Source organism: Citreicella sp. C3M06 (genome assembly GCF_018860705.1).
Taxonomy (GTDB): Bacteria; Pseudomonadota; Alphaproteobacteria; order Rhodobacterales; family Rhodobacteraceae; genus Salipiger.
Genome location: NZ_JAHKQA010000007.1, coordinates 155,369 through 179,256, shown reverse-complemented (window position 1 = coordinate 179,256; position 23,888 = coordinate 155,369). Strand labels below are relative to the sequence as shown.

The 23,888-nt window shown below is 63.5% G+C and carries 25 protein-coding genes and 1 tRNA gene; 15 read left to right on the top strand and 11 right to left on the bottom strand.

All coding sequences use genetic code 11. The features are described 5' to 3' along the window. Positions 1-978 precede the first annotated feature (978 nt). Positions 979-1,380, bottom strand: coding sequence for an XRE family transcriptional regulator (locus KO516_RS02985; RefSeq protein WP_216002321.1), 402 nt, complete (start codon positions 1,378-1,380; stop codon positions 979-981). 239 nt (positions 1,381-1,619) lie between these two features. Here KO516_RS02985 and KO516_RS02980 point away from each other — a divergent pair, with 239 nt between their 5' ends. Further along, positions 1,620-1,805 (top strand): hypothetical protein, encoded by a 186-nt coding sequence (locus tag KO516_RS02980; protein WP_216002320.1) that lies wholly within the window; start codon positions 1,620-1,622, stop codon positions 1,803-1,805. A 467-nt stretch (positions 1,806-2,272) separates the two neighbouring features. On the opposite strand, the gene KO516_RS24675 is transcribed toward KO516_RS02980, so the two are convergent. From KO516_RS24675 to KO516_RS02965, 3 genes are all read right to left on the bottom strand, one after another. After that, positions 2,273-2,950 carry a hypothetical protein gene (locus KO516_RS24675; protein WP_371742021.1) on the bottom strand — a complete coding sequence of 226 codons (678 nt, stop codon included), beginning with the start codon at positions 2,948-2,950 and terminating at the stop codon, positions 2,273-2,275. A 266-nt stretch (positions 2,951-3,216) separates the two neighbouring features. Further along, positions 3,217-3,306 (bottom strand) — tRNA-Ser (locus KO516_RS02970). A 91-nt stretch (positions 3,307-3,397) separates the two neighbouring features. After that, complete coding sequence (locus KO516_RS02965; protein ID WP_216002319.1) at positions 3,398-5,044, bottom strand: electron transfer flavoprotein-ubiquinone oxidoreductase; 1,647 nt, start codon at positions 5,042-5,044, stop codon at positions 3,398-3,400. 247 nt (positions 5,045-5,291) lie between these two features. Here KO516_RS02965 and greA point away from each other — a divergent pair, with 247 nt between their 5' ends. Together greA and KO516_RS02955 are read left to right on the top strand one after the other, a co-directional pair. Continuing rightward, positions 5,292-5,762 (top strand): transcription elongation factor GreA, encoded by a 471-nt coding sequence (gene greA / locus KO516_RS02960; RefSeq protein WP_216002318.1) that lies wholly within the window; start codon positions 5,292-5,294, stop codon positions 5,760-5,762. 9 nt (positions 5,763-5,771) lie between these two features. Then, complete coding sequence (locus KO516_RS02955) at positions 5,772-6,776, top strand: hypothetical protein (RefSeq protein WP_216002317.1); 1,005 nt, start codon at positions 5,772-5,774, stop codon at positions 6,774-6,776. Between the two features lie 72 nt (positions 6,777-6,848). Here the strand turns inward: KO516_RS02955 and KO516_RS02950 are convergent, their stop codons facing one another. Then, entirely contained in the window at positions 6,849-8,537 is a 1,689-nt protein-coding gene (locus KO516_RS02950) for an acyl-CoA dehydrogenase family protein (protein ID WP_216002316.1), read from the bottom strand. Between the two features lie 148 nt (positions 8,538-8,685). On the opposite strand from KO516_RS02950, the gene KO516_RS02945 reads away from it, so the two are divergent. After that, positions 8,686-9,456, top strand: coding sequence for a sulfite exporter TauE/SafE family protein (locus tag KO516_RS02945; RefSeq protein ID WP_216002315.1), 771 nt, complete (start codon positions 8,686-8,688; stop codon positions 9,454-9,456). Here KO516_RS02945 and KO516_RS02940 read toward each other — a convergent pair. The 3 genes from KO516_RS02940 to glpD form a co-directional block, all read right to left on the bottom strand. Beyond that, positions 9,453-10,193, bottom strand: a complete 741-nt coding sequence (locus tag KO516_RS02940; protein ID WP_216002314.1) for an aspartate/glutamate racemase family protein — start codon at positions 10,191-10,193, stop codon at positions 9,453-9,455. The genes KO516_RS02945 and KO516_RS02940 overlap by 4 nt on opposite strands. Positions 10,194-10,256: 63 nt before the next feature. Next, positions 10,257-11,744 carry a glycerol kinase GlpK gene (gene glpK / locus KO516_RS02935; protein WP_216002313.1) on the bottom strand — a complete coding sequence of 496 codons (1,488 nt, stop codon included), beginning with the start codon at positions 11,742-11,744 and terminating at the stop codon, positions 10,257-10,259. Between the two features lie 15 nt (positions 11,745-11,759). Beyond that, positions 11,760-13,346, bottom strand: a complete 1,587-nt coding sequence (gene glpD / locus KO516_RS02930; protein ID WP_371742019.1) for a glycerol-3-phosphate dehydrogenase — start codon at positions 13,344-13,346, stop codon at positions 11,760-11,762. Between the two features lie 239 nt (positions 13,347-13,585). Here glpD and lepB point away from each other — a divergent pair, with 239 nt between their 5' ends. From lepB to KO516_RS02915, 3 genes are read left to right on the top strand one after another with little or no spacing between them, the layout of a single operon-like run. Beyond that, positions 13,586-14,416 carry a signal peptidase I gene (gene lepB / locus KO516_RS02925; protein ID WP_216002311.1) on the top strand — a complete coding sequence of 277 codons (831 nt, stop codon included), beginning with the start codon at positions 13,586-13,588 and terminating at the stop codon, positions 14,414-14,416. Further along, entirely contained in the window at positions 14,413-15,096 is a 684-nt protein-coding gene (gene rnc, locus KO516_RS02920) for a ribonuclease III (RefSeq protein WP_216002310.1), read from the top strand. Before lepB ends, rnc begins: the two co-directional genes overlap by 4 nt. Before the next feature lie 4 nt (positions 15,097-15,100). After that, complete coding sequence (locus tag KO516_RS02915) at positions 15,101-15,979, top strand: DMT family transporter (protein ID WP_256444142.1); 879 nt, start codon at positions 15,101-15,103, stop codon at positions 15,977-15,979. Here the strand turns inward: KO516_RS02915 and KO516_RS02910 are convergent. Continuing rightward, a complete protein-coding gene (locus KO516_RS02910) occupies positions 15,952-16,230 on the bottom strand; it encodes a hypothetical protein (RefSeq protein ID WP_216002309.1) in 279 nt (92 codons plus the stop codon). The two genes, KO516_RS02915 and KO516_RS02910, sit on opposite strands and share 28 nt — an antisense overlap. Before the next feature lie 135 nt (positions 16,231-16,365). On the opposite strand from KO516_RS02910, the gene era reads away from it, so the two are divergent. The 3 genes from era (at position 16,366) to KO516_RS02895 (ending at position 18,009) form a co-directional block, all read left to right on the top strand. After that, positions 16,366-17,283, top strand: coding sequence for a GTPase Era (era, locus tag KO516_RS02905; protein WP_216002308.1), 918 nt, complete (start codon positions 16,366-16,368; stop codon positions 17,281-17,283). Beyond that, positions 17,284-17,616, top strand: coding sequence for a DUF1491 family protein (locus tag KO516_RS02900; RefSeq protein ID WP_216002307.1), 333 nt, complete (start codon positions 17,284-17,286; stop codon positions 17,614-17,616). It begins immediately after the preceding gene. Between the two features lie 186 nt (positions 17,617-17,802). After that, positions 17,803-18,009, top strand: a complete 207-nt coding sequence (locus KO516_RS02895) for a cold-shock protein (RefSeq protein WP_009505711.1) — start codon at positions 17,803-17,805, stop codon at positions 18,007-18,009. 68 nt (positions 18,010-18,077) lie between these two features. Here the strand turns inward: KO516_RS02895 and KO516_RS02890 are convergent, their stop codons facing one another. Beyond that, on the bottom strand, positions 18,078-18,287 hold the full coding sequence (locus KO516_RS02890; protein WP_216002306.1) for a hypothetical protein: 210 nt from the start codon (positions 18,285-18,287) through the stop codon (positions 18,078-18,080). A 269-nt stretch (positions 18,288-18,556) separates the two neighbouring features. Here KO516_RS02890 and recO point away from each other — a divergent pair, with 269 nt between their 5' ends. The 5 genes from recO to KO516_RS02865 all read left to right on the top strand — a co-directional run bounded on the left by recO (position 18,557) and on the right by KO516_RS02865 (position 21,619). Further along, positions 18,557-19,279, top strand: a complete 723-nt coding sequence (recO, locus tag KO516_RS02885) for a DNA repair protein RecO (protein ID WP_216002305.1) — start codon at positions 18,557-18,559, stop codon at positions 19,277-19,279. A gap of 148 nt (positions 19,280-19,427) precedes the next feature. Then, positions 19,428-20,093, top strand: coding sequence for a CDP-diacylglycerol--glycerol-3-phosphate 3-phosphatidyltransferase (gene pgsA, locus KO516_RS02880; RefSeq protein WP_216002304.1), 666 nt, complete (start codon positions 19,428-19,430; stop codon positions 20,091-20,093). After that, positions 20,090-20,338 carry a molybdopterin converting factor subunit 1 gene (moaD, locus tag KO516_RS02875; protein ID WP_216002303.1) on the top strand — a complete coding sequence of 83 codons (249 nt, stop codon included), beginning with the start codon at positions 20,090-20,092 and terminating at the stop codon, positions 20,336-20,338. The genes pgsA and moaD overlap by 4 nt, the downstream gene beginning before the upstream one ends. Position 20,339: 1 nt before the next feature. Further along, complete coding sequence (locus tag KO516_RS02870) at positions 20,340-20,786, top strand: molybdenum cofactor biosynthesis protein MoaE (RefSeq protein WP_252737357.1); 447 nt, start codon at positions 20,340-20,342, stop codon at positions 20,784-20,786. A 62-nt stretch (positions 20,787-20,848) separates the two neighbouring features. Then, on the top strand, positions 20,849-21,619 hold the full coding sequence (locus tag KO516_RS02865; RefSeq protein ID WP_216002302.1) for an FCD domain-containing protein: 771 nt from the start codon (positions 20,849-20,851) through the stop codon (positions 21,617-21,619). Positions 21,620-21,800: 181 nt separating this feature from the next. On the opposite strand, the gene KO516_RS02860 is transcribed toward KO516_RS02865, so the two are convergent. Continuing rightward, entirely contained in the window at positions 21,801-23,888 is a 2,088-nt protein-coding gene (locus KO516_RS02860; protein ID WP_216002301.1) for a pyrroloquinoline quinone-dependent dehydrogenase, read from the bottom strand.

Here is a 23,888-nt window from a genome sequence, read left to right as displayed (position 1 = left end):
GGGATCAAACACCTAGTGATCGCTGCTGCTCAAGCTTGAATACTCTTCGCTTCTCGGCGAGCTCGGACATCGCAGCACGATATTCATCAGTGAAAGGTGCCGCGCTTGCCAGCGCTAACTCAGCCGATTTTTGCGCCCCCCGAGCCTTATCGTATGGAGTGAGCTGCACCGGCTCATAAAACTTCTCCACTTCTGCAGCGGCCTCTTCTATTTCTGCCTGGGTATAGCCGCGGCCGTGTCCGCCTGGTGACGGCAACCTCGCAAGCTCGCGTTCAAGTTCATGAAGGCAGGCGAGCGGATCGTCATCCTTCTTATCTCGTCCAGCGTGTTCGCCTTGTATTGATATGAGCTTCGCCGACCTCCTTCACTTTCAACATGGCACTTTACTCTATAGCAATCCCGGCGACGAAACGTCCGAGTGCGGCAAAAAAATTGCTCGAGGGCCTTGGCATGGGTGGTTGAAGCCTGCGCGCCAGATAGCTCAACGCTCACCGTGCCATGACCCATGGCTCCGCTGGTCGATCTCTACAAAACACCGCACGTCATTTTGGCGCCCAGATACCCACAACCGGAAGCGACCGAGGCGACGGCATCTTGGGCTATCTTGGCAACTTCAATGCAACCCACGACCAGCGACACCCCCTATTTTCTTGACGCTGCCGGCAGTGAGAAGGCAACGAAGCCGTCGAAAAAACGTTTTCGCGCGCCTCGATGTAAACTTTATGGAAACTTTGCGTAAACGTTCAGAGCCTTTGCATACCGCCTCCGGACGTGTCGATAAGCAGGGATGTAAAGATTATGACAACATTCGTTGTCGTCTATGTAAACATTTTCGATGCGCCGCGCACCGCGCGCTCCTTGCTCAAGACCACGAGGGCTTCTGACCACCAGTTTCATGCAGATATACATATGCAGGACCGGCAGGGGTGCAGGGAGACGTGCTACAGCGCCTCCTAGCTCCACCGACGGCATGACAGCCTATGCGCCGAACACGGCCCTGAGCGCCGTCCTGCTGCGTGTCGTAAGCCGCGGATCGGCATCGTCCGAGAACTCGCGGATCGCCTCGATCCAGCCCAACTCATTGGCCGTGATGGGGGTGCCGAAAATCTCGATGATCGCCTGCGCCGAGGTGTCACCGACCTGCTGCGCAAGTGCGAGACGAAGCAGATAGGCGGGATCGCAATCCAGCGCCTTCGCCATCGACGGCACACGATCAAGAGCGAGCTTGTTCACACCCTGCTTGATCATCGTGACCATGTTTTGGTTGACGAAACCTGTCTCGTTAGCAATCTGGAGTTGCGACTTCCGGGGTTTTAGCTCCAACACCCGGCGTTCGACGAATTTCGCAAGATCGGTGTCCGCAAAAGGCTTGTTTGCCATCGCTGTTTTCCTCGTGTCAGCTGTGAAGCAGATCGTGCTGCATGACTTGTTTATAGCGATGGCCACGATGGGGCCGTCTGGCAGGACGACATGTTTTCAACGAGTTGTCTGCGAGCGAAAGAACGTTCCATGTGATCGGCATAAAACATGCGATGGCACCACGTTGTGCCGCCGGGTAACATTTTCGTGATACCATTGAATCCCGGACGTTGCGTCGATCAGAACCCTATAGGGTAGGTATGAACGATCGCACCGCCCACATCCACGACCTCCGCAACAAGGTCGCTATGCTCGTCGTAGAAGATACGGTATACATGCCGATTTTTCTGCGGCTTGAGCAGGAGCTGCGCGATTCAAGCGAGCATGACGATGCACTGGCGCGTGCACGGGCGCTTGCGGCGAAATCTCAGAGGGCTATCGGCTGAAGCACCCGCTGAAGGTGCTCAAGCTCAGCACCCTTCCCGTAACGTTCGCGTCCGAGGGCATGCCCCATCAGGTCGCGCCGGATGCGCTCATCGACCTCGGCGGCAAGAAGCCGGTCTTCGAAGCTGTGACGCAGTCCGTAGAGCGAGTGCGCTGGGGTCTCAAGCAGCCCGTTGGTCCGCATGAATTTGTTCACGGTCGCCGACAGTGTGGCAGGGTCTTGCGGTAGCGCGGGAAGCCAGTCGGTGCCGCTCTCAGGGCATCAAGGCTCACGCCGACCAGCGGGATCGTCCGGCGCGCGTTGGCGCTCTTGAGCTGCCGTCCGATCGCTTGGATCGAAATATGCGGCACCCTTTGGTTAAGGATAATCTGCTCAGGTGTCAGCGCCGCCAGCTCGCTTGGTCGGGCTCCGGTGTTGATCATGGCCAGAAGGATGAGCCGCGCCTCGTCGTTCAGCCCGGCGAGAGCTTCAGGCGCAAGTAACCTTTCCCTGATCCACGTTACCGAGAAGGGCGGGCATTTGCGCCGCCTCGCTCTCCTTGAAGCTCAGGCTGTCGAGGGGCAGCACGAGGCCGAGCCGTTTCATCTGGTTCACCGTCTTGAGCACGTCGCCCAAGTGGATCAAGTCCTTGTTGGCACTCCCGGGCGACAAACCCTCGTTCTGGATGCGGTCGACCCACCAAGCCCTGAAATTCAGCATGTCGTCGCCAGTAATGTCCTGAAGTGCGAGATCACCCACGACCGAGATGAACGCCTTCACCGCCCTGATCCTCGGATTGCGCCACTTGCGCAGCTGATCGTCGCTCTTGTTGATGGTCTTCTCGCGTGCGAGCTCCCAATAAAGCTCAAGGGCACGCGACACGGTGATCTTCGGCTGCTCGACCGCCCCGAGCAGCGCCTGCGCTTCGCGTTGATCAGGACGCCCTTTGCGATCGACCGGGATAGCCTCGATCCGTGCGGCCAGCTCCTCGAGGGGAAGCTCTGCCACCTTGGAGACATGAAGGTAGCGAAAGCCGCGCATCTCCGCGAGCTCCTGCGCAAAGAGGTAGCGCTTCTCGGCGTCACTGTCGTCGCCAGCGAGCTTCGCTTCCCACATGGCGACGAGTTGCTCCCAGACAGGGCCGGCCTTCGTCTCGGCCTCGGTCATGCTGTCGGTGTGGAGTGATACCCAGACGAACTTGCGGGACTCGATAGAGGCGTAGCGCTTCGGCACCCGCTTGTAGAGCTGAAGGGTTCCGTGCTTTCCGCGCTTCTTGATTGCCGTGCTCGCCCCGCTGAGATGAGCTTTGCGTATAGCACTTTGTATAGTGAAATGTATAGCAAGTCACTGTAAGTGATGCGCACCGACGATCGCCATGCTAATATTTACTATTTAATTTCAATATCATAAGCTTGGATCGCATTTTGATGTTATGGCGGAGAGGAAGGGATTCGAACCCTCGAGACGGTTCCCCGCCTACACACTTTCCAGGCGTGCGCCTTCGACCACTCGGCCACCTCTCCGTCGACCCGTTTAGCGGAACACATATCCCGGGTGCAAGGGCCAAAATCCTATAAAATCGGCCCCGGAGCACTGCTTCGGGGCCGGGACGGCTTACATGTTCGGATAGTTCGGGCCGTCACCGCCCTGCGGGGTGGTCCAGGTGATGTTCTGGGCCGGGTCCTTGATGTCGCAGGTCTTGCAATGCACGCAGTTCTGGAAGTTGATCACGAAGCGCGGGCCGCTGTCGTCCTCGACGAATTCATACACCCCCGCCGGGCAATAGCGTTGCGACGGGCCGGCGTAGCTGGCGTAATCGACCGCGACCGGCACCCCCTCGTCCTTGAGGCGCAGATGGCAGGGCTGGCTTTCCTCGTGGTTGGTAAAGGCAAATGACACGTTGGTCAGCCGGTCGAAGGACAGCTTGCCATCGGGCTTGGGATAATCGATCGGCTTGTGATGCGATGCCGGCTCGGTCATTTGCGCGTCGTTCTTGCCGTGCTTCATCGTCCCGAACAGCGAGAATCCCAGCACGTTGGTCCACATGTCCATGCCACCAAGGCTCAGCGAGCCCATCAGGCCGTAATGTGACCAGATCGGCTTGACGTTGCGCACCTTCCACAGGTCCTTGCCGATGTCGCCGTCGCGCACTTCGGTCTCGTAGGCAGTCAGCTCGTCGCTCGAGCGGCCTTCGGAGAGCGCGGCATGGGCCGCCTCGGCCGCGGCGATGCCCGACAGCATGGCGTTATGGTTACCCTTGATGCGCGGCACGTTGACCATGCCGACCGAGCAGCCCAGCAGCGCCACGCCGGGCGCCACCATCTTGGGCATCGACTGATAGCCGCCTTCGGAAATCGCGCGTGCGCCATAAGCAACGCGTTTGCCGCCCTCGAGCAGGTTGGCGATCTGCGGGTGATGCTTCCAGCGCTGGAATTCCATGTAGGGGAACAGGTGCGGGTTCTTGTAGTTCAGGTGCACCACGAAGCCGACGTAAACCTGATTGTTGTCGAGGTGATAGACGAACCCGCCGCCCCCGGCGTTCGATCCAAGCGGCCAGCCCATGGTGTGCTCGACCCGGCCTTCCTGATGCTTTTCGGGGTCGATCTCCCAGATCTCCTTCATCCCGAGGCCGAATTTCTGCGGGCATTTGCCATCCGAGAGATCGTATTTGGCGATGACCTCTTTGGACAGAGAGCCGCGCACGCCTTCGGAGAGGAAGACATACTTGCCCAGCAGTTCCATCCCCGGCTCGGTGTTGGGCCCATAGCTGCCGTCGGGCTCAAGGCCGAACACCCCGGCAACGACGCCCCTGACCTCGCCGTTCTCGCCATAGACCAGCTCGGAACAGGACATGCCGGGGAACACCTCGACGCCCAGTTCCTCGGCCTGCTCGGCCATCCAGCGGCAGACGTTGCCCATGGACACGATGTAATTACCATGGTTCGACATGAATTTGGGCATCGGCCAGTGCGGAATGCTCATTTTGCCCGCTTCGCCGAGCAGGTAGAACTTGTCCTGCGTCACCGGCACGGTGATCGGCGCGCCCTTGGCTTTCCAGTCGGGAATCAGCTTGTTCAGCCCGCAGGGGTCCAGCACCGCGCCCGACAGGATATGGGCGCCAACTTCGGACCCCTTTTCCAGCACGACCACGGACAGATCCGCATCCAGCTGCTTGAGCCGGATCGCCGCCGACAGGCCTGCAGGCCCTGCGCCGACGATCACGACATCGTATTCCATGCTTTCTCGCTCGATCACGCTCATCTGGCTTCCTCCGGGGGTCTTCTGCTGCGACCCGAAGGCGCGCGCAATATTATTTCAAAAAAGACCTAACGCGGCGATGCGGCATTGGTCAATGCATCCGCAGCGTCGTTGCGCAAAGCTCCTGCACCGCTAGGATTGCTGCGACAAAGGCGACAAGCTGCCAAGCCACTTGAACAGATGTACCTGCGCACGCTATGTGCGTATGCTAGACTGAAATGCACGAACCGTACGTTCAGGAGCCGCCTCCTTGGAAAAGATACTGATCACCCGCGCGGGTTTCACCGCGCTTGAAATCGAATTGAAGAAGCTCAAGTCCGTGGAGCGCCCGTCCGTGATCCGGGCGATCGCCGAGGCGCGCGAGCTTGGCGACCTGAAGGAGAACGCCGAATACCATTCCGCCCGTGAAAAGCAGGGCTTCATCGAGGGCCGCATCAAGGAGATCGAGGCGATCATCAGCCTCTCCGAGGTGGTGGACCCGGCCAAGATGTCCGGCCCGATCAAGTTCGGCGCCACCGTGTCGCTGGTCGATGAAGACACCGACGAGGAAAAGACCTGGCAGATTGTCGGCGAACACGAAGCCAGCATCGAAAAGGGTCTTCTCAACATCAAATCGCCGATTGCCCGCGCCCTGATCGGCAAGGAAGAAGGTGACAGCGTCGAGGTCCGCACCCCGGGCGGCGAGAAAAGCTACGAGATCCTCAGCATCTCTTACAAGTAGGGTCTGGCCATGGCCGACAGCAACGATCTTCGCAAGACCCCGATCGGGATCTATGATCCGGCGGAGAAACGCGGCCCTGCCGCAGTAGACATTACGGCGCTGCTGCTCAGCGTCTTGTGGCTGCTGCTGTCGGGGGCGTTCTTCTTGCTGTACGGCGGCGAAGGGGTCGATGGGCTGCGCTTTGTGCTGACGGTGATGGTGGTGTTCCTGCCGGTGGCGATGATCTGGGTCGCGGCCAGCACCATGCGCGCGGCCCGGGTGATGCGCGATGAAAGCGCCCGGCTGCACGCGGCCATCGACGCCATCCGCGCCGCCTACCTGACGCAGGCGCAGACCGGGCGCACCGAACCGCAGGGCGGAAACATCGCCCGCAAGCTTGACGAGCTGGTCGCCTCGCAGCGCAAGACCGAAGCCACGCTGGCGATGATCACCTCGCAGCGCGCGGTCGACAGCGCCGTGCCCGCGGCCCCTGCCCCGGGGCAACCGCAGCCCGAGGATCAGGCGACGCTGTCGCTGGGCACACCTGCCGATGCGCTGCAACCGCCGCTGCCCAACAGCGATCTCATCCGCGCGTTGAATTTCCCCGAAACCGCCGAGGATGCAGAAGGCTTTGCCGCGCTGCGCCGGGCGCTCAAGGACCGCCCCGCCGCTCAGCTCATTCAGGCCGCGCAGGACGTGCTGACGCTGCTGTCGCAGGATGGCATCTACATGGACGATCTGCGCCCCGATCTGGCCCGCACCGAGATCTGGCGCGCCTTTGCCGCCGGTACGCGCGGGCGCGAGATCGCGGCGCTTGGCGGCGTGCGCGACCGCGCATCGCTGGCGCTGACCGCCGGGCGCATGAAGCAGGACCCGATCTTTCGCGATGCGGCGCATCATTTCCTGCGGTTGTTCGACCGCGCGGTGGCGCGCTTTGCCCCCGAGGCAAGCGATGCCGAACTGTCCGAACTGGCCAACACCCGCTCGTCGCGGGCCTTCATGCTGCTGGGCCGGGTCGCGGGCACCTTTGACTGACACTCACATCAGCTGACCGCATGAAAAGCCCCGCGCCCCGGACAGGGACGCGGGGCTTTGGTATCTGGACGATCAGCCCAGCAGACGGCGGGCGATCACTTGCGCCTGAATTTCGGCGGCCCCTTCAAAGATGTTCAGGATGCGGGCATCGCACAGGATGCGGCTGACCTTGTATTCCAGCGCAAAACCATTGCCACCATGGATCTGCAACGCGTTGTCGGCATTGGCCCATGCCACGCGCGCACCCAGCAGCTTGGCCATCCCCGCCTCGAGATCGCAGCGGATGCCCTCGTCTTTCTCGCGGGCCGAGAAATAGGTCAGCTGGCGCGCGATCATGATCTCGACCGCCATCATCGCCAGCTTGCCCGACACGCGCGGAAACTCTATCAGCGATTTGCCGAACTGCTTGCGATCTTCGGCGTATTGCATGCCGACATCCAGCGCCGATTGCGCCACGCCGATGGCGCGGGCGGCGGTCTGGATACGGGCGGATTCGAAGGTCTCCATCAGCTGCTTGAAGCCCTTGCCCTCTTCGCCGCCCAGAAGGTTCTCGCCCTTGACCTTGAAACCGTCAAAGCCGAGCTCGTATTCCTTCATGCCGCGATAGCCGAGCACCTCGATCTCGCCGCCTGTCATGCCCTCGGTGGGGAACGGGTTGGCATCGTCGCCCGGCGTCTTTTCCGCAAGGAACATCGACAGACCCTTGTAATTGTCGCTCGACGGGTCGGTGCGGGCCAGCAGCGTCATCACATGGGTGCGCGCGGCGTGGGTGATCCATGTCTTGTTGCCGGTGATGACCCAGTCGCCGTTCTCGTCCTTCACCGCGCGGGTGCGCAGCGCGCCAAGATCCGAGCCGGTGTTGGGTTCGGTGAACACCGCCGTGGGCAGGGTCTCGCCCGAGGCCAGCGCCGGAAGCCATTTCCGCTTCTGCTCTTCGGTGCCGCCCGCAATGATCAGCTCGGCGGCGATTTCCGACCGGGTGCCCAGCGAGCCGACACCGATATAGCCGCGCGACAATTCCTCGGACACCACGCACATCGACGCCTTGGACAGGCCGAAGCCGCCGTATTCCTCGGGAATGGTCAGGCCAAAGACGCCCATCTCGGCCAGCTCCTCGATGATCTCCATCGGAATCAGCTCGTCCTTGAGGTGCCAGTCATGGGCAAAGGGTTCCACCTTGTCGACGGCATAGCGGCGGAACTGCTCGCGGATCATTTCCAGCTCGTCGTCGAGCCCGGTCTTGCCCACGGTGATCTCGGCCGAGCGTTCCTGCATCAGTTCGACCAGCCGGCTGCGCGCGCCCTGCGTGTTGCCGCGCGCCATCAGCAGCTCGACCGCGGGGGTGCGGAACCCGGCCAGCACATCCGGCGCAAGGCCCAGATCGCCAAGCCGCACCATCTCGCCCTGATTCATCTGAATGCCGCCGGCGATCTGGCTGAGGTATTCGCCAAAGGCGATCTGCTGGATGATCTGTTCGATCTCGCCAAAGCTGGCCTCGGAGGTCAACTTGTTGGCCCAGTACTGCATCTGGCGCAGCGATTCGACATAGGTGGCCAGCCACGCAAGGCCATGGGCCGCGAACTGGTTCGCTTCGACAAGGCGGCTCGACACGCGCCCGCCGTCTTCGGTCATGGCCCGTACCGAGGCGCGCGCCGCCTCCAGAACCGCCTCGGCGGGGGCGATGGCCGCATCGGTGAGGCTCAGCAGATCGTCCAGCAGGATGCCCTGGCCCATTGCCAGGTCGGCTCCGTCATGTGCCATGATTCAAGTCCTTCCTCTAGGGTCGCACCGGGGATAGCCACTTTGCAGCTGCAGCGCAATAAAAATTCAAGTGAGCACTGACATGTGTTCTAATATTTCGCGGTCGATTTCGAAGGCGCGCGGATTCTGCCCATGTTAACAGCGGGCCATGGACACTATACTTACTCTGATTTCGCCCTCCCTGCTTGCGCTTTCTTTCGCAATTGCAGCACTGGCGGGCCTCGTGAAGGGCATGGTCGGCTTCGCCATGCCGATGATCCTCATCTCCGGTCTGTCGAGCTTTTTGCCGCCAGAGCTGGCACTGGCCGGGCTGATCCTGTCGGCTCTGGCCACCAACGCGGTACAGGCGTTGCAGCAGGGCTGGCGCGCAGCGATGGCGTCGATGCAGCGCTTCGGGCTGTTCCTTGGGGTGGGGCTGGTGTTCCTGCTGCTGTCTTCGCAGCTGGTGGCGGTGCTACCGGCGAATGTGCTGTTGGGGATGATCGGTGCGCCGGTGGTGTTGTTCTGCGTGATGCAACTCGCCGGTTGGAAGGCGCATCTGCCCAATGGCCCGAGCCGCCCCATCGAGGCGGCGGTTGGCGCAATCGCCGGGTTCCTCGGTGGCATGTCAGGGGTCTGGGGGCCGCCCGTGGTGGCCTATCTGACGGCGATCGACACGGAAAAGCGCGAACAGGTGCGGGTTCAAGGGGTCATCTACGGGCTGGGCGCGGTGGCGCTGACCGGCGCGCATGTCACTTCGGGAGTGCTGAACGCACAGACCGCCCAATTCTCTGCGCTGCTGCTGATTCCGGGACTGACCGGCATGTGGCTGGGCATGAAGGTGCATGACCGCATCGATCAGGCGCTGTTTCGCAAGATGACGCTGTGGGTGCTGCTGCTGGCGGGGTTGAACCTGCTGCGCCGCGCCCTGATGGGTTAATAGCGCGGATCGTCCAGCGCGTCGGGGAACCGCCGTGGCATCAGCGATTGCTGGAACCATTGCACAAAGCTGTAGATCGAAAACACCGGCAGCCCGGTGACCCGCCGCACATCCGCCGCGTAAGGCACCATATTGGTGCATTCCAGCACGATCGCGCCCAGCTCTGGGTGCGCCGCGTGAAAATCCCGGGCTGCGTCGATCATGTCGGCGCGGCAGACGGCAAAGTCGATCTCGGGCTCATCCCCAAGGATCGCCCGGGTGAACTCTCGCCCGCCCTCGGTGCCCCAGACGGGCGTATCGAGCGGCACGTTCGCCGCCGCCAAATGCCGGTTGGTCAGCGTGGATTTCGAGATCGTCAGAATGCCCGCCCGCTTGCCCGGCGGCAGCATCGCCTGCACCATCGGCACCTGCATCAGCGACGAGGTCGCGACCGGCACCGGCACGGCGCGGGCGATCTTATCCTGCACGATGGCCAGAAAGCCGCAATTGGTGGTGATGCCGTCGCAGCCATGCGCCACCAGATCCTGCGCCTGTTCGATGAACAGATCCACCAGAACCCGCGCATCCTGCCGCACCACCTTGTCGGGCGAGGCGCCGCGCACCACCCGGTATTGCACCGGAAAAGGCCATGTCAGCGCGTTGCCCATATCGCCGGGAATGCGCGGAAAGCGCGTTTCCAGCATCAGAATGCCAAGGGTCGCGCCAAAGACGGTCTTGCCGCCGCGGGTTGTCTGCATGGTGCCGGGCCTTTCTGCTTCGCCCCGGCAGAACGCGCGCGCCTCGCGGCCTTGTCAAGAGCGTCAGAACGCCTGCGCCGCCTTCACCGCGCGCTTCCATGCCGCGTATTTGTCCTCGCGGGTGGCGTCGTCCATCGCAGGGTCGAACTGGCGCTCCAGCTCCCATGTCTTGGCGAAGCCGTCCATGTCCGGGTAAAGACCCGCCCGTTGGCCCGCCAGCCACGCCGCGCCCATGGCGGTGGTCTCCAGCACCTTGGGCCGGTCGACAGCCGCCCCGGTGATATCGGCAAGGAATTGCATGGCGAAATCGCTGGCGCTCATGCCGCCATCGACCCGCAGCGTGGGATCGTCGGCATCGGATGACCAGTCGGCGTGCATCGCATCCAGCAGATCGCGGGTCTGGTAGCCGACCGATTCCAGCGCGGCGCGGGCCATTTCGGCAGGGCCGCTGTTGCGGGTCAGGCCAAACACCGCCCCCCGGCATTCGGCGTTCCAGTAGGGCGCGCCAAGCCCGGTGAAGGCCGGCACCATGACAAGCGACTGCGACGGATCGGCGCTTTGCGCCAGCGGCTGGGATTCAGACGCGCTGCGGATGATCTTCAGCCCGTCGCGCAGCCATTGCACCACCGCGCCGGCAATAAAGATCGACCCTTCCAGAGCATAGGTCCGCTTGCCATCGAGCTGATAGGCGATGGTGGTCAGCAGCCGGTTCTTCGATGTCACCATCTCGTCCCCGGTATTGAGCAGCGCGAAACACCCCGTCCCATAGGTGGATTTGAGCATTCCGGGCCGGAAACACGCCTGCCCGATTGTCGCCGCCTGCTGATCGCCGGCGATGCCCAGAATCGGGATCTCGGCCCCGAACAGATCCGCCCGCGCCATGCCGAAATCGGCGGCGCAATCCTTGACCTCGGGCAGCATCGACATCGGGATGCCCAGCATCTCGCACATGGTCGAGGACCAGCGCCCGTGGCGAATGTCATACAGCATGGTGCGCGCGGCGTTGGTGGCATCGGTCACATGCACATGGCCTTCGGTGAGGTTCCAGACCAGCCACGAATCGACGGTGCCAAAGGCCAGCTCGCCCGCTTCGGCCCGCGCCCGCGCGCCCTCGACATTGTCGAGCAGCCAAGCAACCTTGGTGGCCGAGAAATACGGGTCGAGCAGCAGCCCGGTCTTGCGGGTCACCGTTTCCTCATGGCCCTGCGCCTTGAGCTTCTTGCAGAAATCGGAGGTCCGCCGATCCTGCCAGACGATGGCATTGTGGATTGGCTTGCCGGTCTTGCGATCCCAGACCAGCGTAGTTTCGCGCTGGTTGGTGATGCCGATGCCGGCAATGTCACGCGCTTTGACGCCATGCTTTTCCATCACCCCCCGGCAGGTGGCCGCCGTGCTGGTCCACAGATCCATGCAATCATGTTCGACCCAGCCTGAATCGGGGTAATGCTGGGTGAATTCTTCCTGACTGACGGCGGCGATCTTCAGAGTCTCGTCAAACAGGATCGCCCGGCTCGACGTGGTGCCTTGGTCGATGGCGAGTATATAGCTCATTGCGGTCTCCCCCCTTCAGACCCGTGCGCGACGGGCATCCATATAGTCCCCAAGCCGTGCCAGCCCCTCCTCGGGCATCGACAGGCCAAGCTTGGTGCGTCGCCACAGCACGTCCTGCGGCGTGCGGGCGTATTCGCGATCCATCAGCCAGTCTACCTCGGCGGCGGTCAGGGTGGCGCCGAAATCCTCTCCAAGCGCCTCGGCCCCGGTCGACACCCCAAGGATCGCCCGCGCGTCGGTGCCATAGGTTCGCATCAGCCGCCTCGCCCAGCGCTGATCAAGGAACGGATGTGCCTCGCGCAGCGATGCGATCAGCGCAGCCACCCCGTCGACCGGGAAATCGCCGCCGGGCATCGACGCCTCGGCGGTCCATTTTTCGGTGCTGCGCCCGAGCGCGGCGTCGATCTTGTCGAGCGCGCTTTCGGCAAGGCGGCGATAGGTGGTGATCTTGCCGCCAAACACGTTGAGCATCGGCGCGCCGCCGCTCGCCTCGACCTTGAGCGTGTAGTCCCGCGTCGCCGCCGTGGCGCTGCTGGCGCCGTCGTCATATAGCGGGCGCACGCCGGAATAGGTCCAGACCACATCCGCATCGCTCAGCTGCTGCTTGAAGTAATGATTGGCGAAATTGATCAGGTAGGATTGCTCTTCGGGGGTGCAGACCGGTGCCTCGTTGGCATCCGTGTGCTCGGCGTCGGTGGTGCCGATCAGGGTGAAATCCTGTTCATAAGGGATGGCAAAGATGATCCGCCCATCGGTGCCCTGAAAGAAATAGCACTTGTCGTGATCGTAAAGCTTACGCGTGACGATATGCGAGCCGCGCACCAGCCGTACGCCTTCGCGCACGTTCAGATGCACCTTTTCGTGAATGATGTCGCCAACCCACGGCCCGCCCGCGTTGATCAGCATCTTGGCATAGCGGGTCTGCGTCGCGCCAGTTTCTGTGTCCTGCAAGTCGATCCGCCACTGCCCGTCTTCGCGGGCGGCAGAGACCACCTTGGTGCGGGTCAGGATCTGCGCGCCCCGCGCTTCGGCGTCGCGGGCATTGAGCACCACGAGCCGCGAATCCTGTACCCAGCCATCGGAATATTCATAGGCCGTCTCGAACCGGTCCTGTAGCGGCGCGCCCTCGGGGGCGCTGCGCAGATCCAGCCGCGCCGTTCCGGGCAGGATCTTGCGCTTTCCCAGATCGAGATGGTCGTACATGAACAGCCCGAGCCGGATCAGCCACGCCGGGCGCCGCCCCTTCATCCACGGCATCACCGTGGTCAGCAGCTTTGAGGTGGGCGTGTCGTTTTCAAAGCGCATCGAGGGATGATAGGGCAGCACGAACCGCATCGGCCAGGCGATGTGAGGCATGGCGCGGATCAGCACCTCGCGTTCGGCCAGCGCTTCGTGCACGAGGCGGAATTCGAAATACTCCAGATAGCGCAGCCCGCCGTGGAACAGCTTTGTCGACGCCGACGAGGTCGCCGAGGCCAGATCGTTCATCTCGGCCAATGTCACGCTATAGCCGCGCCCGACCGCATCGCGGGCAATGCCGCAGCCATTGATGCCGCCACCGATGATGAAAAGATCGCTCGGATCCGTGGTCTGGACACTCACGCGCGCCTCCTTTCGATTGTTGCACATCCTTGATGCCAAGCGCGGGCGCCGGTCACAACTGCCGCACGCAGGATTTCGCAGGTTCGCGCCGCGATCTAGCCCGCAGCGCGCGACAATCGAGCCCTGCCGTCGCGACGGCATGCCACGCGGGCCTGTGTCTTGACACTCCGGGGCCTGCCGCCCATGAAGCCGAGGCGCATTTTGCGCATCAGACTGCGTGAAATCAGGGGCTGAGCTTCATGGCGAAAGAGAAAGAACAGGGCGGCATCGTCGAGACCATCAAGACGGTCGTCTATGCGCTGCTCATCGCAGGCATCTTCCGGACGCTGTTCTTTCAGCCCTTCTGGATTCCGTCCGGGTCGATGAAGGACACGCTGCTGATCGGCGATTTCCTGTTCGTCAACAAGATGACCTATGGCTATTCCTACGCCTCCTGCCCGTCGATCCGCCTACCGCAGATCGGCATCGACATCGACGCCAAGGACCTGTGCGGCTGGATGGGCGAAGACGGGCGGTTCCTTGGATCGGAGCCGGAGCGCGGCGATATCGTGGTGTTCCGCCACCCGGTGCACGGCTCGGATTTCATCAAGCGCCTGATCGGCCTGCCGGGAGACCGGATTCAGGTCAAGGAAGGGCTGCTCTATATCAATGACGAGCCGGTCAAGGTCGAGCCGAACGGCCTGTTCACCGAAACCGCCGCACCGCAGGGCCCGCAGCAGCTGCGCCCACGCTGCGCAAACGGGCCGGTCGGCACCGGCGGGCTGTGCGAAAAGGAACGCCTGACCGAAACCCTGCCCAACGGCGTCTCGCACGACATTCTGAACATCGCGATGCAGGGGTCGGACAATACCGGCGTCTATACCGTGCCCGCCGGCAAGTATTTCATGATGGGCGACAACCGCGACAATTCTTCCGACAGCCGCGTGCCCAATGCTGCGGGCGGCGTCGGCTTCGTGCCCGCCGCGAACCTGATCGGCAAGGCATCGCGCGTGATGTTCTCGTCTTCGGGCCGCTCGATGCTGTACTTCTGGACCTGGCGGGCTGACAGGTTCTTCCACAAGCTGCAATGAAACGATCCGCTGAAATTGCCGCGCTCGAAGAGCGTCTTGGCCACCGCTTCAAAGATCCCGAGCGGCTGCGCCGCGCGCTGACCCATTCGTCGATGTCCTCGCCCGGGCGCGAGGACAACCAGCGGCTGGAATTTCTTGGCGACCGGGTGCTGGGGCTGGTGATGGCCGAGGCGTTGCTGGGCTCGGATCGCCGCGCCTCCGAGGGCCAGCTTGCCCCGCGTTTCAACGCGCTGGTGCGCAAGGAAGCCTGCGCCGAGGTCGCGCGCGACGTCGATCTGGGCGCGGCGCTGAAACTGGGCCGCTCCGAGATGATGTCGGGCGGGCGGCGCAAGATGGCGCTGCTGGGCGATGCGATGGAGGCGGTGATCGCCGCCGTCTATCTCGATTCGGGCTTCGACAGTGCCAAGGCGCTGATTCTGCGACTCTGGGCCGACCGGATCGACCGGGTCGAAGATGACGCGCGCGATCCCAAGACCTCGCTTCAGGAATGGGCGCAGGCGCGTGGCATGCCGCCGCCTCAATATGTCGAGGTGTCCCGCTCGGGCCCCGATCACGCGCCGGTGTTTACCATCGAATCCCGACTGGCCACCGGCGAGAGCGCACAGGCCACCGCCGGCGCCAAGCGCAAGGCCGAGCAACAGGCCGCTGCGGCGCTGCTGGCCGTGGTAAACGGTGATTGACCGGCTGTCAGGCAATGCTCTGGGCGCACTGTTCATGTGCGTCTCGATGTTTCTGTTCGCGGTCGAGGACGCGCTGTTCAAATCCGTGACCCCCGGCCTGCCGCCGGGCGAAGCGACGCTGATCTTCGGCGTCACCGCGACGGCGATCTACATTGCGCTGACCCTACACGCGCGCGAGCCGGTGCTGCACCCGGCGATCTTGCGCCCGACACTGCTGATCCGCACCTTTTTCGAGATCATGGGCCGCCTGTTCTTTGCGTTGGCGCTGGCCTGGACGCCGCTGTCGGTGACCTCGGCCATTCTTCAGGCCGCGCCGCTGGTGGTCACGGCGGGGGCGGCGCTGTTGCTGGGTGAGCGGGTCGGCCCGGCGCGCTGGATCGCCATGGCGATCGGCTTTGCCGGGGTCATCCTGATCCTGCGCCCCACCCCCGATGCGTTCCGAATCGATGCGCTGCTGGCGCTTGCGGGCATGGTCGGCTTTGCCATGCGCGATCTGTTCACACGGGCGAGCCCTCCGGCGGTATCGGCGAACCAGCTTGGCGTCATCGGCTGTTCGGTGATCATCGTCGCCGGGCTGATCATGCTGCCGTTCGATCCAGCCCCGCCGCGGATGCCCGAGGCGGGCGAGCTGTTGCGTCTTGTGCTGACCGGCAGCGTCGGCGCCGCCGCCTATTTCGCGCTGACCCGCGCCATGCGCGCCGGAGAGGTGTCGGTGGTGGCCCCCTTCCGCTATTCGCGGCTTCTGGTGGCTCTCGGCTTTGCCTACGTGTTCTTTGGCGAGCGCCCCGACCTATGGACCCTCGCCGGCGGGCTGTTGATCGTAACCAGCGGGATTTACACGCTGCTGCGGGCGCGTCAGCCCTTGCCTTCGCAGATCACCTGAATGGCGTTGCCGCTGCCGGGCGCCGACATCGAATTGTCCGCCGCCTGAATCGCGGCGCGGTTCTTTTGAATCCAGCTGCGGGCCTGACGGTCGCAGGCGTCCCGGTCCATGCCATCCTCGGCGCCCTTGATCGGGTAGGACTTGTAGCTGCCATCCATCTGCCGCGCGTGGATGGTTGGCACAAAAAGATCCTGAGCCAAGGCCGCACCCGCCATGGTCACAAGAATTGCTGCTGTCAAAAGTGGTTTCATACCCGCGCTCCTTGCGCAAAATGCCCCCGGCCCGCTGATCAAACACGACTCGGGTCCGGAGCGTTCCTGCAGATATGGTGTTGCACCGCGAAAAGCACTATGTGCTGACGGATCTTTCAGCATCGGACCCATCACATGACCGAAACCACACAAACCCGCGCCGGATTCGTCGCCCTCATCGGCGAGCCGAATGCCGGCAAGTCGACGCTGACGAACCGCATGGTCGGCGCGAAGGTGTCGATCGTGACCCACAAGGTTCAAACCACCCGCACCCGCATTCGCGGCGTCGCGATGGAAGGCGACAGCCAGCTGGTGTTCGTCGACACGCCCGGCCTGTTCAAACCGCGCCGCAGGCTCGACCGCGCCATGGTCAAGGCCGCGTGGGGCGGCGCCGCCGATGCCGACATCACTGTTCTGCTGATCGAGGCGCATCGCGGCGTGACCGACGGGGTGAAAGCCATCCTCGAAGGACTGGGCGAACTGCCCAAGGGCAGCAAGGTCGCGCTGGCGATCAACAAGATCGACCGGGTCGAAGCCCCGCGCCTGCTGGCCCTGACCCAATCCCTGAACGAAGCCTACCCCTTTGCCGAGACCTTCATGATCTCTGCCGAAAAGGGCCATGGCGTTGAGCAGCTGCGCAAATGGCTGGCGCAAGCCGTGCCCGCCGGTCCGTGGCTTTACCCCGAAGACCAGATCGCCGATCTGCCCATGCGCATGATCGCCGCCGAGATGACCCGCGAAAAGCTGACCCTGCGCCTGCATCAGGAACTGCCCTACCAGCTGACCGTCGAAACCGAAGCGTGGGAGGAACGCGAAGACGGCTCCGCCCGCATCGACCAGATGATCTATGTGTCGCGCGATGGCCACAAGGGCATCGTTCTAGGCAAGAAGGGCGAGACGATCAAGGCGGTGTCGCAGGCCGCCCGCGCCGACATCGAGGAATTCCTTGGCCGCAAGGTGCACCTGTTCCTTCAGGTCAAGCTGCGCGAAAACTGGCTCGAAGAGGCCGAGCGCTATTCCGAGATGGGGCTCGATTTCAAGGACGGCAACTGATTGGCGCGCCTGACCACGCGGTTCTGGGTCGATGCCTATCTTGCGCGGCTGTCGCTGGCCCTGATCCCGGCCTACGTCACGGCCCATGGCGATGACACCGCGGGCGCGGTGCTGATCAAGCTCGCCACGCTTGACGGCAAGGCCCGCGCCTTCACCCGCGGCTTTGATCTGATGACCGGTGCGCGCAACTGGACAGAGCTTGCCAGCGGCGACGAGCGCGAGGTCGATGCGGCCATCGCGCGCCAGCGTGGCTTTGACACCGACCTGTGGGTGATCGAAGTCGAAGACCGCCAAGGTCGCCATCTGCTGAACGAAGACGGCCTGTCAGAGTAAGTTCGCCCAATTTTTAGGTGGCCTGAAAAGAATGCTTGCCCGACTCAGCCGTTGCGCGTAGGTAGCCCTTGCTGACCTCTATCTTTGTCGACCTCTGTCTCCCTTCAAACGGCGTTCAGGCTATCGATCCAGACTGACAATGCCAAGCTGCCGCATGTTGCGGGCAGACTACCAAGGAGACATCACATGGCCACTGGCACCGTGAAATGGTTCAACACCACCAAAGGCTTCGGCTTCATCGCACCCGACAACGGCGGCAAGGACGTGTTCGTGCACATCTCTGCTGTTGAGCGCGCTGGCCTGACCGGCCTGCGGGACGACCAGAAGGTGACCTTTGACATCGAATCCGGCCGTGACGGCCGTGAGTCGGCGTCGAACCTCGCCCTCGCCTAAGCCATTCCCGCCCCTCGGGGCATCGGAATTGATGAACGCGGCCTCCATTCGGGGCCGCGTTTTGCGTTTCAGCGCATAAGGCACGTAGAGCAGCGGCTAGACCACACCCCCAGCGCACCACCAAGGCGCAGCCCGTTCTTTGGCGCGGCGATCAGCCACCACGGCACCGTCAGCGCCGGGATCAGCGCGAACAGCCCCCAGTTGGCAATGGCATCAAGCCCGCTCAGCGGCTTGGCCAGCAGCAGCCAGTAGACAACGCCGACGATCCCGATCCACAACGCCAGACCGCCCTGCCAGAACGCGACGCCACCTCCCGAAGCCGGCCGCCACCATCGCATTGGTCAAAATGGTGAATTACCGCGCCATGCCCCCCCCTTACCCGCAGGGCCATCTCACCGGGATGATCCACCGATGTGGCAAGAGATTGCGCCGCCACCCCACCAAGGGCGGACAGGGAAACCATCGGGGCGACAAGGCCCACGACCGGCATCATCGCAAAACCTCGCCCCAACTTGCAGGGTCTCGCAAGGCAATGGATAACAGACCGATGGACTGGCGCGACACCGGCATTCTTCTCAAGGCCCGCAAGCATGGCGAGACCTCGGCCATCCTGGAGGTCTTCACCCCGCAGCATGGCCGCCACCTCGGGGTGCTGCGCGGCGGCACCTCGCGCCGCATTGCGCCCAGCCTGCAACCGGGCGCGCAGCTCGATCTGACATGGCGAGCCCGCCTCGAAGACCACATGGGCGCCTTCACCGTCGAACCCCAACGCAGCCGCGCTGCCACCGCCATGGCAGACCGGCGCGCCCTTGCCGGGCTGAACGCGGTCACCGAGCTGCTGTGCTTCTGCCTGCCCGAACGCGAACCCCACCCCGCACTCTATCGCCGCACCGAAGCGCTGCTCGACCTGCTCGGCGAACAATCGCTCTGGCCGTTGGGCTATCTGCGCTGGGAACTGGCGCTGCTCGAAGACATGGGTTTCGGCCTCGATCTCACCTCCTGTGCCGTGACCGGCGCCAGCACCGGCTTGGTCTACGTGTCCCCCCGCACCGGTCGCGCGGTCTCTGCCGAGGGCGCGGGCGCGTGGGCCGACCGGCTGCTGCCCCTGCCCGCTGTCCTGCTTGGCGAAGGCGAGGCCAGCGATGCCGACATCCTGATCGCGCTCACCACCACCGGCCATTTCCTGCACAGCCACCTCGCCCCCGCGCTGCGCGACAAGCCACTGCCCGCTGCCCGCGCGGCCTGGATCGACCGTCTCGCGCGGGCCTGATGCCCCGGTTTCTTCTGGCCCGAAATATCCCGGGGGGAGCGCGCCCCGGCGCGCGAGGGGGCAGCGCCCCGATCTTATCGCCGAGACCGCAGAACTATCGCGAAACCTGTCCTTCCCCCGCCCTGCAAACCGCGCTAACACTCTGGGCATGCGCTGGACCCTGCCAAATACCCTCACCGCACTCCGTCTGCTCGCCGCGCCCGGCGTGGCGGTGCTGTTCCTGTATTTCTCGCGACCACTCGCCGACTGGTTTGCCCTGCTGCTGTTCATCAGCGCAGCCGTCACCGATTGGTTCGATGGCTACATCGCTCGCACATGGGCGCTGGAATCAAAGCTCGGCGCCATGCTCGACCCGATCGCCGACAAGGCCATGGTGCTCATCGCGCTGATGGTCATCGTCGGCTATTCCTCGATGTCACCCTGGCTGGTGCTGCCCGCCACGATGATCCTCTTCCGCGAGGTCTTCGTCTCGGGGATGCGCGAATTCCTCGGCAGTGTGGCCGGCACCCTCAAGGTGACCCGGCTAGCGAAATGGAAGACCACCTTCCAGATGGTCGCCATCGCCGTGCTGTTCGCCCAAGGCGTGTTTGAACATTACCTAGCCGTCAGCATCGAAGGTCTGAACACGGAAACCGTCAGCGCCATTCTCAACCGCGAGTCTGCGGATCTGCACGGCTTGCTGTGGAAGCAGCAGGGCATGGTCTACGCTGGCCATCTCGGGCTGACGCTGCTGTGGATCGCGGCCCTGCTGACCCTCATCACCGGCTGGGACTATTTCAACAAGGCCCTGCCCCACCTGAAAGACGGCAAATGATCGACGTGCTGTATTTTGCCTGGGTGCGCGAGCGCATCGGCCTGCCGAAGGAACGGATCGAGACATCGGCCACCACTGTTGCCGATCTTGTCGCCGAACTGCGCGAGCGCGAAGAGCGCTACGAGGCCGCCTTTGCAGACCTGTCCGCTTTGCGCGTCGCGCTTGATCAAGAGTTGAGCGATTTCGATGCCCCGCTGGCTGACGTGCGCGAGGTCGCCTTCTTTCCGCCGATGACCGGAGGCTGACATGGCCATCGATGTGCGCGTGCAGGACGCCCCTTTCGATTTTGGTGCCGAGGCGGATTCCTTTGCCGCGGGCCGTAGCGATCTTGGCGCGGTGGTAACCTTCACCGGCATCGTGCGCGACACCGATGGCGCGCTTGATGGCATGGAAATCGAGCACTACCCCGGCATGACCGAAAAGGCGCTGCAAAAGATCGCCGCCGAGGCCGAAGCGCGCTGGTCGCTTGGAGAGGTGCTGGTGATCCACCGCTTCGGCAAGCTGGCGGCCGGCGAGCGGATCATGATGGTCGCCACCGCCTCGGCCCACCGCGCCCATGCCTTCGAGGCCGCAGAGTACCTGATGGATTACCTGAAATCCCGCGCGCCCTTCTGGAAGAAGGAACGTGCAGGCGGTGCAGAGTCGTGGGTCGCCGCAAAGGATGCGGACGAGACAGCCCTGAAGCGCTGGTAGGCTGGACGTTTCCGGGTTTTGGTCATATCATTTGACCAATTCACGCCAACTCGGAGCCCGACATGCCCTTTCGCCCCGTGCAATCCGAGAAACTTAGCGCCGCCGTGGTGCGTCAGGTCGAAGAGCTGATCCTGCGCGGCATCCTGCGCCCCGGCGAACGGCTGCCGTCAGAGCGCGAACTGTCTGATCGACTGGGCGTGTCGCGCCCCTCGCTGCGCGAGGCCGTTGCCGATCTGTCTGACCGGGGGCTTCTGGTCGCACGGGCCGGTGCGGGGATCTTTGTCACCGAGGCCTTGGGCTCGGCGTTTTCCGAAACGCTCGTGCAGCTGTTCGCGCGTCATGACGAGGCGGTGTTCGATTACCTCGATTTTCGACGCGACATGGAGGGGCTTGCCGCCGAACGCGCCGCCACGCTGGGCACCGACACCGACCTGAAGGTCATCGACGCCTTGTTTGCCCAGATGGAGGCGGCCCATGGCAAGCGCAATCCCAATGACGAAGCGCGGCTCGACGCGGAATTTCACCTTGCGATCATCGAAGCCAGCCACAACGTCATGATGCTGCACATGATGCGGTCGATGTATCAGCTGCTGCGCGAGGGGGTGTTCTACAACCGGCAAGTGATGTTCAAGCAGCGCACCACGCGCGAGGCCTTGCTGGACCAGCATCGCGCCATCAATGTCGCGCTGCAGACGCGCGACCCGATTGCTGCCCGCGCGGCTGTCGAGGCACATCTGGCCTATGTGGAAACCGCTCTGTCGGCGGATCGCCGGGCGGAGCGGGATGAGGACATCGCGCGACAGCGCTATGAGAGGGTCAGGAGCCGGAGCTGATCCTCCTCGCCGCCAGCATTTGCCAGATACGTGATGTTTCCCCGAAGAGGGGGCCAGCCCCCTCGGCCTTGCGGCCTCACCCCCGGAGTTTACCCGGCAAGATGAAGGGCGAGGCCGCGCCTTGCTTCGCGTGGATTCGGGCTGGGCAGCGCGCCGCGCTCTGAAGGCGCGGCGCGATTTTTCAGGGCAGTTTATAGGCGATCACCGCGTCTCCGACGGGCGTGTGCATGAAGTGATGACCGCCGGGGCCGATCAGCACATATTGCTCGCCATCCACTTCATAGATGATCGGATTGGCCTGACCGCCCTGATCCATCACGTCCGACCACAAGGTTTCGCCGGTGGTCATGTCGATGGCGCGGAACAGGTTGTCGGTGGCGGCGCCGATGAAGATCAGCCCGCTTTTGGTGATCGCCGATCCGCCATTGTTCGGCGTACCGATCTTGAGCGGCAGCATGGAGGGAATGCCGAACGGCCCGTTGCGGCGCGCGGTGCCGATGGGCGTGTCCCAGAGTTGCTCGCCGGTTTCGAGGTCGACGGCGGTGATCCCGCCATAGGGCGGCCGCGTGCAGGGCATCCCTGTCAGTTCCGACTGCCAGCCCGCGTTGACCTGGATGCCATAGGGCGCGCCGACCTGCGGATCGCCTGCGCCTTCAGCGCCACCGGAGCCTTCGTTTCCGGTCTCGTTGATCGGCTTCCAGCCTTGGGCGTCGGCAGTTTCACGCGGCACGAGACGGTTGTAGTTCGGCACGTCGTTATAATTCATGATCATCAGGCCGCGCTCGGGATCGATTGCAACCGATCCCCAGTCATTGCCGCCATTGTAGCCGGGGTACTGGATATACCAGTCGGTCGAGGGCGGCGTCAGGTAGCCATCGTAGCGCGCCTGCCGAAAGCGGATACGGCAGAAGAGCTGGTCAATCGGGGTGAAGCCCCACATGTCCTTTTCGGTCAGATCCGGCTTGCGGATGTTGAAGAACTCGGACACCGGCTGGCTGTCGGCGATGAAATCGGGTTCGATGTCGCCTTGGGGCGGATCGGTGATCTCGCCCACCGGGGTGATCGGCTCGCCGGTTTCGCGATTCAGGATGTAGACATCGCCTTGCTTGGACGCCAGCAGGATGGCCTTTTGCCCCTGATAGTCGAGCAGGCTCGCCTGACTGCCAAGGTCGTAATCCCACACGTCATTGCGCACGGTCTGGAAGGTCCAGCGTTCCTCGCCCGTGGTGGCATCCAGCGCGACCAGCGAGGTGGCGTAGGCGTTTTCAGCCTCGGAGCGGTTGGAGCCGTAGTAATCCACCGACGAATTGCCGAGCGGCAGATAGACCATGCCCAGCTCTTCGTCGCCGGTGGCGGTGGTCCACATGTTGGGAGTGCCGCGGGTGTAGGTTTCGCCTTCGGGCGGGCCGTTCCGCATTTCGTCGGGCGCGGCGAGATCCCACGCCCATGCCAGTTCGCCGCTGCGCGCATCATAGCCGCGGACCACGCCCGAGGGGGCGTCTTCGGCTTGACCGTCCTTGACCTGCGCGCCGGTGATGACCACGCCGCGCACGATGGCGGGGGGCGCCGTCACTGCGTACCAGCCGGGCACCTTGTCGCCGATGCCCTCCCACAGATCGACGTTGCCGTTGTCGCCGAAATCGGCGCAGGGTTCGCCGGTTTGGGTGTCGACAGCGATCAGGCGGGCATCGAGGGTCGCTTCGATGACGCGGGTGGCGCAGGCGTCGCCCTCGGCTTTCTCGGGATCGGTCCAGACCGATACCCCCCGGCAGGTGGCACCATAGGGGATCGCCTCATTGGGCACCTCGGGATTGTAGCGCCAGTTTTCCTCACCGGTTTTCGCGTCGATCGAGATCAGGATGTTCATCGCAGTGCACATCAGCAGGTCGTCACCGACCTTGACCGGGGTGTTCTCGGGCGAATATTTGCCGCTGGCGGTGCCGCTGGGCAAATCGCCGGTGTGGAATACCCAAGCCCGTTCGAGCGAGCCGACGTTTTCGGGGGTAATCTGTTCGAGCGGCGAATAGCGCTGCGCCTTTTCGTCACCGCCCCAAGCGGGCCAGTCGGCCCCGGTCTGCGCGATGGCAACCGGCGGCGCGGCATTGCTCGCCTCGGTGTCGTCGGTGTCATCAGGCGCGATCACCGGGGCATCGGGGCTGGCCGGCGCCTGCTCGGGCGAAACGGGGGTCTCTTGGGCAAAACCCGGCGCGGCGGCCAGCGCGGCGCAAAGAGCCAGCGCGGAAAGGTTTGGCGAAGAAAGCTGGGTCAT

Excerpts from the sequence above, each read along its gene's own strand:
- KO516_RS02985 (WP_216002321.1), bottom strand. The coding sequence starts at position 1,380 with ATGGCAAACAAGCCTTTTGCGGACACCGATCTTGCGAAATTCGTCGAA.
- KO516_RS02980 (WP_216002320.1), top strand. The coding sequence starts at position 1,620 with ATGAACGATCGCACCGCCCACATCCACGACCTCCGCAACAAGGTCGCT.
- KO516_RS24675 (WP_371742021.1), bottom strand. The coding sequence starts at position 2,950 with ATGACCGAGGCCGAGACGAAGGCCGGCCCTGTCTGGGAGCAACTCGTC.
- KO516_RS02965 (WP_216002319.1), bottom strand. The coding sequence starts at position 5,044 with ATGAGCGTGATCGAGCGAGAAAGCATGGAATACGATGTCGTGATCGTC.
- KO516_RS02955 (WP_216002317.1), top strand. The coding sequence starts at position 5,772 with ATGGCCGACAGCAACGATCTTCGCAAGACCCCGATCGGGATCTATGAT.
- KO516_RS02950 (WP_216002316.1), bottom strand. The coding sequence starts at position 8,537 with ATGGCACATGACGGAGCCGACCTGGCAATGGGCCAGGGCATCCTGCTG.
- KO516_RS02945 (WP_216002315.1), top strand. The coding sequence starts at position 8,686 with ATGGACACTATACTTACTCTGATTTCGCCCTCCCTGCTTGCGCTTTCT.
- KO516_RS02940 (WP_216002314.1), bottom strand. The coding sequence starts at position 10,193 with ATGCAGACAACCCGCGGCGGCAAGACCGTCTTTGGCGCGACCCTTGGC.
- glpK (WP_216002313.1), bottom strand. The coding sequence starts at position 11,744 with ATGAGCTATATACTCGCCATCGACCAAGGCACCACGTCGAGCCGGGCG.
- lepB (WP_216002311.1), top strand. The coding sequence starts at position 13,586 with ATGGCGAAAGAGAAAGAACAGGGCGGCATCGTCGAGACCATCAAGACG.
- rnc (WP_216002310.1), top strand. The coding sequence starts at position 14,413 with ATGAAACGATCCGCTGAAATTGCCGCGCTCGAAGAGCGTCTTGGCCAC.
- KO516_RS02910 (WP_216002309.1), bottom strand. The coding sequence starts at position 16,230 with ATGAAACCACTTTTGACAGCAGCAATTCTTGTGACCATGGCGGGTGCG.
- era (WP_216002308.1), top strand. The coding sequence starts at position 16,366 with ATGACCGAAACCACACAAACCCGCGCCGGATTCGTCGCCCTCATCGGC.
- KO516_RS02895 (WP_009505711.1), top strand. The coding sequence starts at position 17,803 with ATGGCCACTGGCACCGTGAAATGGTTCAACACCACCAAAGGCTTCGGC.
- recO (WP_216002305.1), top strand. The coding sequence starts at position 18,557 with ATGGACTGGCGCGACACCGGCATTCTTCTCAAGGCCCGCAAGCATGGC.
- pgsA (WP_216002304.1), top strand. The coding sequence starts at position 19,428 with ATGCGCTGGACCCTGCCAAATACCCTCACCGCACTCCGTCTGCTCGCC.
- moaD (WP_216002303.1), top strand. The coding sequence starts at position 20,090 with ATGATCGACGTGCTGTATTTTGCCTGGGTGCGCGAGCGCATCGGCCTG.
- KO516_RS02870 (WP_252737357.1), top strand. The coding sequence starts at position 20,340 with ATGGCCATCGATGTGCGCGTGCAGGACGCCCCTTTCGATTTTGGTGCC.
- KO516_RS02865 (WP_216002302.1), top strand. The coding sequence starts at position 20,849 with ATGCCCTTTCGCCCCGTGCAATCCGAGAAACTTAGCGCCGCCGTGGTG.
- KO516_RS02860 (WP_216002301.1), bottom strand. The coding sequence starts at position 23,888 with ATGACCCAGCTTTCTTCGCCAAACCTTTCCGCGCTGGCTCTTTGCGCC.